Genomic DNA, 7,662 nt, shown 5'->3' with positions numbered 1-7,662 from the left:
TTTTAGGAATGCTTATCTAAAAGCTTTTCAAATAAACTTTCCGATGCCCAAAACGATGTATTTTTAAGATTATCGACAACAACAGGTAAATTGATAAGTTTCATAGTAGCTGCCCGGTCTAAAATTCCCAAAATACCTGTGATGGTTAATCCTCGTTCTTTTGCTATGCGCCTTGCCTTCATATCATCTAGCAAAATTAAATCTGCTGTGAGTTCTTGAGCTAAAAGAATAGCTGCCAGTTCTCCGGGGTCTAGTAAATCTAGAACTGAATCGGAAGATAGGCTAACGGGTCTAATTTTAAGCCAAGGGGGTGGGGTGGCAATCCAAGTTTGCACAGGTGGTGGGGCAGCCACATCTGATAGCTCATCATACACTGCTTGGGGAATAATGATTTGCCCAAACAGTTGAGGTAGCAGGTTAATCTGCCCAATCAGGATTAGGTAGTTAATCGGGGAAGTATTAGAAACAACGATCATCCAGGGTTGGCAAATAGATTGTCGAGGGTTTGGCTATCTTGCTCTAGGTCAGCTTCGGTGTAGGGAAGGTAAGCTTTTTCCTGCTTGAGGAATTGGTAGGTTTCCCAGCGAGAAGAAAAGTTAAGGATTCTGCGGACTTGGGCAGCACCAAGCTGACCTTGACGATAGCGATCAGCCACAATCAGTTCAAGGATTCTGCGGGAGAGGTCACCTACTTGGAGTTGACTAGCGATTTCATCGGGGAGTTGGATGGTAATTTCCATAGGGGTAATCGGAGTCTGTCCATAGATGCAGTTTAACTCCAAAGTTAGGGCAGCAGTGTGTGAGAGCCTAGCTAAACTCCGACAAATCAACTAAAATAAACCCGTCAGCTGTCAGCCGTCAGCTGTCAGCCGTCAGCTTAAAATAAACCTTCCGTAGCGTGCGCATCGCGCAAACAGCAGGATTTGATAATGCTTACCTGTTTTATTCAAAAGCTGAACGCGCACGGGTGCGCGTAGCGCATCAGCTGATAGCTGATAGCTGATAGCTGACATCACTCAAACTTCCAAATCTTAATAGTATTATCTTGAGAACTACTAGCAATGGTAGCACCATCATGGCTAATAGCAACCGTAGTAACAGCGCCTAAATGATCTGTGAGAGTATAGAGCAATTCACCACTACCAGGATGCCAGATTTTGACAGTCTTATCGGCGCTACCACTGATTAAGGTATTACCTTGAGGGCTAATAGCAATAGATTTAACAGCATGCCCATGTCCGGTCAGAGTAAGCAATGGTTTCTTTGGTATTTGTAAGTACCGATCCCTCTTGAGCAACCAAATCTTAATGGTTTTATCAGCACTGCCACTAATTAAGATTTGACCACTAGGGCTAAAGGTGAGTGACTCTACCGATGCCGAATGTCCAGTAATCGTTGCGGCGAGCTTACCAGTTGCTAAATTCCAAACCTTAATGGTTTTGTCAGCACTACCACTAGCTAGCATTTGTCCATCTTTACTAATGGCTACTGCATTAACGGTTCCTAAATGGCCAAACAAAGTTGTCTGTAATGATGCCTTTTTCAGCATCCAAAGCTTAATAGTCTGATCCGCACTACCACTAGCTAGTAATTGCCCATTGTGACTAATTGCCAGACACTTGACCCAACCAGAATGTCCACAAAGGGTATGGATTAAGTTTCCGGTATCCCCATGCCATAGTTTAATGGTATGATCCCAACTGCTACTAGCGATAATTTCTCCATCTGGACTAAACCCAACCGCTTCAATCACATTTAAATGTCCTGAAAGTTTAGCCACCACTGTTTTAGCTTGCCAGTTAAAAATGGTGATAGTTTTATCTGTACTACCACTAACTAAAGTTTGTCCCTTCGGGCTAAACGCGATAGAATTAATTCCACTCGACTCTTCAGAAAAGGTATGTATACATTTCCAAGTAGGAGTATCAAACTTAGGGGTAACTTTTGTAGATAAAGACGTTACTGGTATAGCAGCGAAATCCTCTGGTAAACCAAGTGCTCCGAGGACTTGAGTAGCTGATTGGTAGCGTTGGTTTGGTAAATTCTCTACCATTTTGTTCAGGATGCGAATAAGCGGATCACTGACAGGTTGCCTGAGGTAATCGACCCAAACCCACTTCCCTTCCACACTATTAAACATATCAAAGGGGTGAACATTGGTAAGCAGATGAATACAGGTAACCCCTAAACTGTACAAATCGCTGGTTGCGATCGCTTTTCCCATCAACTGTTCCGAAGCCGTGTAAGCCGCAGAGCCAATCATAGTTCCCGTTCGTGCTAGCACAGTTTTTGTAGTCAGCTTAGCAGCACTGAAATCCACCAGAAACAGTTCGCTCCCCCTTCCCCCCCAAGAATAAAACCTCTTCCTGGTTTTTTGTGTTGGTAAGTGGGACAAAGAGGACTCAGGAGGAGGGCGACGAATGATATTGTGGGGATTAATATCCCGATGAATTACCTGATGACTATGGATAAAGCGCAGCACTGGCAGCAATTCAATCAGGACTTGCCGAACCTGGTTTTCCCTAAAGGTCCCTTCTGTTTCCAGTTCTGTGGCTAAGCTTTCACCCTCGATATACTTGTGAACTAGAGCAGGTTCTCCTGCGATACCTAATTGATGATCCGCTTCAAAATAGGCCAGAAGTTCCGGAATCTGAGGATGTTGTCCCAGCACTTGCAGCCTAGTAGCTTCTTGGCGGAAAGACTCAGCCGCTTTCTGAGCATTGTTGGTATCCTGCTGTTGTAAGGATAACTGTTTGATGATACACTTACTATTGCTATCATCTGCCTCATCCACCCCCAGAAAGGTGCGCCCCATACCACCAATACTAATTAGCTTCAGAGCACGGAAGCGTCCGCCTAATCGTAATCTAGTTCCACAATAGGCACAAAACCTGGCCTGATTGGGATTTTGGGGATTTTGGCATTTAGGATTAAGACAGTAGCTCATGATTAGGGGTAGTCAAGTCGAAGGGTTGCCAAGTCGAAGGGTTAGCAAGTTAACAAGTTAGCAAGTTGACAAGTTAGGAACTCGAAGACAGAGTAAAAGTTGAAAGTTTTCCCCAAGTTCTCCCCAAGTTTTCCCCATTTGTTGTTGAAAGTTTTCCCGAATGTTAACTGTTGCTAACCTACCCTAACCGAACGCCTAAGGCCAACAACAAACTAACCTACCCTAACCGAACGCCAAGGGCGAACAACCTTCCACAAACCAACCTACCCTAACCGAACGCCAAGGGCGAACAACCTTCCACAAACGGGTAGATCTTATTATTGCAGTGTGACCCGGTGGTGCGTTACGGGGCGGGCTATCTATACAGTGGCTACGAGGCGGAAAATGAAGGCATGCCCCCCCTAACGCACCCTACGCAACTAATCTTCAACCTTCAACCATCTAACCTTCAACCTTCAACCATCTAACCTTCAACCTTCCACAACCCAACCTTCAACCTTCAACCATCTAACCTTCAACCTTCAACAACCCAACCTTCAACAACCCAACCTTCAACCATCCAGTTGACGCACCCCTAACCCAAAGGCTTTTACACACTACCGAAAGTTGGGATTGGACTAGCATTCTGACGATTGAAGCTGGGTAGATCAACCCGGGTGATATTGCGGCTTCTGACCGCTAGTCGGTAACTGACACTCTGGAGTTCTGCATGGAGTTGTCGGTTTTCTCGCTGTAACATGGTCACCTTCTCCTTGACTGGTGCCATCCGTTCCGAAAACTTCTGGTGATAAATTTTTGGTAGCTCTTGTACAACTTGTTCTAGCTGACGGGAGCGCTCGGTTAATTCTTCTACATTATCCCGCAATTGCTTAATTTCCGTGTCACGGGTGGCAATTTGCTGTTGATAAAATTCCACCTGCTGCTCCACATCGTGCAACTGTTCTCGCAAGACCACCATCTGAGCCTTGTGGCGCTCAGAAACCTCTTGGGGAGGTTTGAAGTTAGCATTCCCTTTCACCAAGCGGAATAGTTCTTGAGACAGCTGCTGCACTAACTGGTCTCTAAGCTGCAACTCTTCCCGCAAGTGAGATACTTCCGTTTGCAGAGCTGATCTCGATAGGGTTTCAATCTGCCTCACCATGGCTTACCACTCCAAGTAACTATACAATTTTCAATAGTAGATGGCGACCGGGGGTGTCGATCACTGATCACAATAAATACTGTTGCAGCTAATGTACCATCGAAACCCGGCAGTTGACCATTCGAAAGCACTTGTAGGGTGGGCAAATTGACTCGAATCCAGAGGATTTGGTCAGAGGAAAGGTATTTGCCCACCCTACCCCGATTCCCGACTCCCGATTCCCGACTCCCGATTCCCGACTCCCGACTCCCTTTGCTATAGAAGAATTGTTGTTAATAATTGTTTCTTATACGGTGCGAGTAAGTAATTCTTGGTTTAACCTGGCTTAGCATTTGTATATTCATGAAGCCCAAAGGATTCCCCAAAAAAAGTCTTTTGTAGGGTGGGCAAATCGACAGTATTCCTGATCTAATGGTCAGATTCACAGAATTTGCCCACCCTACGCCTTGTAGCAAATGCACAGGATAACGGTACTGATGGTCAGATTCACAGAATTTGCCCACCCTACGCCTGATATTGTTTTCTTCAAGGGTACAGGGGATGTAAGCATTCAGCCGTCAGCTAATGCGCTACGCGCACGCAACGCGAACAGATATCAGCTGATTGGGGGATGCGTCAACCTTCGACGCCGGTTTACGGCACGGTAGGGATAGTGTAAAACGAGCAGGGATTTTCAACCAGCCGTACCAGCACCCCCCAGCTTGTTTACTACCTCCCATTGATTAGCTGACGGCTGACAGCTGATAGCAGAATACTTACCAAGGAAAAAGGAACTTGCTATGCGCACTACTCATACCTATAAACCGAAATATTCTCACTCTACCTCTAGGACAATTGCTCAAAAAAAGAAAGACTCCAGAGTGATTGGTTATAGAGAAATATTGGAAGCCGAGGAAAGGGAGTGGAACGCCGAAGAGGCGGTCGGGGAATGGGGAAGTATGAGTGCGAATGTGATGCGCACCTTAGAATCAGGACAATACGTGCCCGACACAGCATGGTATGAAAAGGGGCTGCAAGCAAAGCTAAGGATAGGACTGCCGGTTGATAAAAACCAGGAAGGGGCGAAGGTCGGTGGGCATCAGGTAATGCAGCCGAAAAGGATTATGGTGCAGCGGAGAGCACAACCGTTGACGGGGGATACGGTGATAACTGGCGAAAGCTTGAGGGCATCGAGGAGTGATAATCAAAACAAAACTGGCTTGCCTGATCGCCTCAAAGCAGGCGTTGAAAACCTCTCGGGTTACTCGATGGATGATGTGAGGGTACATTACAACTCGCAGAAACCGGCACAGTTGCAGGCACTGGCCTATACACAGGGGACGGATATTCATGTGGGGCCGGGGCAGGAGAAGCATTTGGCCCATGAGGCTTGGCATGTGGTGCAGCAGAAGCAGGGAAGGGTAAAACCGACTAAGCAGACCGATGGTGTGGAAATCAACGACGATGCAGGGTTGGAGAAAGAATCCGATGTGATGGGTGCGAAAGCGGCCAACAAGAACCAAGGCAAAAAACACCACCCAAAGGGCGCAGTTTGGCCGATATGCCTGCGCGCGGATCAGCCGGTGCCGGAGTCCGGTCTAACACGGGCAAACAGACCCGAGCCCTTTCCTGGGAAGAGCTTGCACCCCAGAATCTACTCGAAACCCCACCTGGACGCTCAAAGAAATGGAAGGGAAGTACAGGCCGTCTCGTTCAACTGGGTAAGAAAGGTTTTTAAATTACCGGCCAAACACGTAAGGGAGTGCGGGATTAACAACAGAATATCTTATCATATTTTCACAGATGACTACGATCAAGTTGAAACTATCAAAACAGCAACGAACGATGCTTTTCAAACAGTGGAGGACGGGTGGAACGGGTTACTCAGATATTTAGCATACAATAGATATTTCACTAAGGTAGTAATAACCACAAAAGAAGACGAAAAGACAAATGGAAAAAGCCGAGAAGGAGAAACCTTCATAACAGTAAATTATAAGTCTAACGAGGCCGAAGAATTGCGCACAACACATGAAGGAACAACAAAAGAAGGACAGGGATTGGCAAACTATAAGTTATTTAAAACAACAATAATCCATGAGCTAGGCCATTTGGTAGACCATGCCCTTACCATTTCCCGAAATCCCACTATCGAGGAGAGGCCCATGTATTTTATCCATTACAGAACCTTAGATGAAATCAAAGAAAAATTTCAAGATGCAGATAATCTCATGATAGCAGATATCCCAACAGTAGAAGACCATGTCAAAGATAAAGACAAACGCCAAAAGCTCAAACCGAACCAAAATAATAGTGATAATACAAATGAAAGGTATATATACAAGTCACTCTACTATAGCGATTTTAAATATAGTACAGTACCGGTAAATTTATATGATAAACGTGAGAAGGAAAATCAAATCGTCAGTATATACGAGTGGGCTAACGTTGGAGATCAGGTAGCGGAGAACTTTGCCTACATGATATTCCAACTTTCAGAAGGTGCAAATGAAAAAAATAGAAACTTCTCATCTACGGCCAATAAAATATATGAAAAGCTTAAGGAGAAAATTGGAGCCCCTCAAATAGCTTAGTGCGATCGCTTTTGTAGGGTGGGCAAAGGTCGATGATAACTGTACAAATGGTGAAACTATTATTATTTGCCCACCCTACACCTATTTTTTTTTTGGTTAGTTGCTTGAAGGTGATCAGGTTGAAGATGATCAGGTTGAAGGTTATTAGTGCGATCGCTCTTGTAGTGCGATCGCTCTTGTAGGGTGGGCAAATATACATGCTCACGGAGCATATGGACAAAGTCTCATGATTTGCCCACCCTACCCCACTTAAATATTTTCTTCCCTAATTTTTAATTTTTAATTTTGAACTTTCAATTGAAGTGCGATCGCCTCTGTTGTTGCTTGAAATTTTGTGTTGATGCTAGCTTAACTCATTTTGGTGCGATCGCTCTTGTAGGGTGCGTTAATAAAATGTAACGCACCATCTATATACAATATATTCAAATTGAAACCAAACCATTCTTAACATATACCATGGTGCGTTACGGCTTCAACGCTTGGTTATATCATATAATCTTCTCAACCAAACCGCCTAACGCACCCTACAAAATCCCAAAATTATATTCATCCTATATCCAAATTGAAACCAAACCATTCTTTACCAATACCATGGTGCGTTACGGCTTCAACCCTTGGTTATATCATCTAATCTTCTCAACCAAACCGCCTAACGCACCCTACAAAATCCCAAAATTATATTCATCCTATATCCAAATTGAAACCAAACCATTCTCAACCAATACCACGGTGCGTTACGGCTTCAACGCTTGGTTATATCATATAATCTTCTCACCCAAACCGCCTAACGCACCCTACAAAATTTCCAAATATTATTCATAAGATATCCAAATTTAAACCCATTAAATTATACCATTTGCGCTTCGGCGCACGCTACGCGAACGAGCAAAATTTTAAGCATTTTGCTGATTGCTTACCGCTTACCTTTCTTTCAATTAACCCTCAACAAAAAAAAATCTAAAAACCCTTGACACATTAGTTTGTAATCATTATGATTATATT

9 protein-coding genes are annotated in these 7,662 nt (G+C 44.4%); 4 read left to right on the top strand and 5 right to left on the bottom strand.

Annotation, left to right across the window (positions count from 1 at the left end; translation table 11 throughout):
* Positions 1-2: 2 nt before the first annotated feature.
* The 3 genes from F6K37_RS27435 to F6K37_RS27425 form a co-directional block, all read right to left on the bottom strand.
* Entirely contained in the window at positions 3-476 is a 474-nt protein-coding gene (locus tag F6K37_RS27435) for a PIN domain-containing protein (protein ID WP_071106747.1), read from the bottom strand.
* The gene (locus F6K37_RS27430) at positions 473-739 is read right to left on the bottom strand and encodes a UPF0175 family protein (protein ID WP_071106748.1); all 267 of its coding nucleotides are present in this window, start codon (positions 737-739) and stop codon (positions 473-475) included. The genes F6K37_RS27435 and F6K37_RS27430 overlap by 4 nt, the downstream gene beginning before the upstream one ends.
* Before the next feature lie 272 nt (positions 740-1,011).
* The gene (locus F6K37_RS27425) at positions 1,012-2,946 is read right to left on the bottom strand and encodes a WD40 repeat domain-containing serine/threonine-protein kinase (RefSeq protein ID WP_287253561.1); all 1,935 of its coding nucleotides are present in this window, start codon (positions 2,944-2,946) and stop codon (positions 1,012-1,014) included.
* Between the two features lie 335 nt (positions 2,947-3,281).
* Here F6K37_RS27425 and F6K37_RS27420 point away from each other — a divergent pair, with 335 nt between their 5' ends.
* The gene (locus F6K37_RS27420) at positions 3,282-3,413 is read left to right on the top strand and encodes a hypothetical protein (RefSeq protein WP_287253559.1); all 132 of its coding nucleotides are present in this window, start codon (positions 3,282-3,284) and stop codon (positions 3,411-3,413) included.
* A 122-nt stretch (positions 3,414-3,535) separates the two neighbouring features.
* Here F6K37_RS27420 and F6K37_RS27415 read toward each other — a convergent pair whose 3' ends face one another.
* On the bottom strand, positions 3,536-4,087 hold the full coding sequence (locus F6K37_RS27415; RefSeq protein ID WP_009149385.1) for an Npun_F5560 family protein: 552 nt from the start codon (positions 4,085-4,087) through the stop codon (positions 3,536-3,538).
* Between the two features lie 167 nt (positions 4,088-4,254).
* Between F6K37_RS27415 and F6K37_RS27410 the strand changes: the two genes are divergently transcribed.
* The 3 genes from F6K37_RS27410 (at position 4,255) to F6K37_RS27400 (ending at position 6,660) form a co-directional block, all read left to right on the top strand.
* Positions 4,255-4,416: a hypothetical protein gene (locus tag F6K37_RS27410; RefSeq protein WP_158026763.1), complete on the top strand. Its 162-nt coding sequence runs from the start codon at positions 4,255-4,257 to the stop codon at positions 4,414-4,416.
* A 147-nt stretch (positions 4,417-4,563) separates the two neighbouring features.
* On the top strand, positions 4,564-4,734 hold the full coding sequence (locus tag F6K37_RS27405) for a hypothetical protein (protein ID WP_287253556.1): 171 nt from the start codon (positions 4,564-4,566) through the stop codon (positions 4,732-4,734).
* Positions 4,735-4,866: 132 nt separating this feature from the next.
* Complete coding sequence (locus F6K37_RS27400) at positions 4,867-6,660, top strand: eCIS core domain-containing protein (RefSeq protein WP_287253554.1); 1,794 nt, start codon at positions 4,867-4,869, stop codon at positions 6,658-6,660.
* On the opposite strand, the gene F6K37_RS27395 is transcribed toward F6K37_RS27400, so the two are convergent.
* On the bottom strand, positions 6,626-6,859 hold the full coding sequence (locus tag F6K37_RS27395) for a hypothetical protein (RefSeq protein ID WP_287253553.1): 234 nt from the start codon (positions 6,857-6,859) through the stop codon (positions 6,626-6,628). The two genes, F6K37_RS27400 and F6K37_RS27395, sit on opposite strands and share 35 nt — an antisense overlap.
* Positions 6,860-7,662 lie beyond the last annotated feature (803 nt).

It is taken from the genome of Moorena sp. SIO4E2 (assembly GCF_010671945.1).
Classification (GTDB): Bacteria; Cyanobacteriota; Cyanobacteriia; order Cyanobacteriales; family Coleofasciculaceae; genus Moorena; species Moorena producens.
The sequence above is the reverse complement of the archived record's forward strand: the minus strand, read 5'-3'. Positions and strand labels throughout refer to the sequence as shown.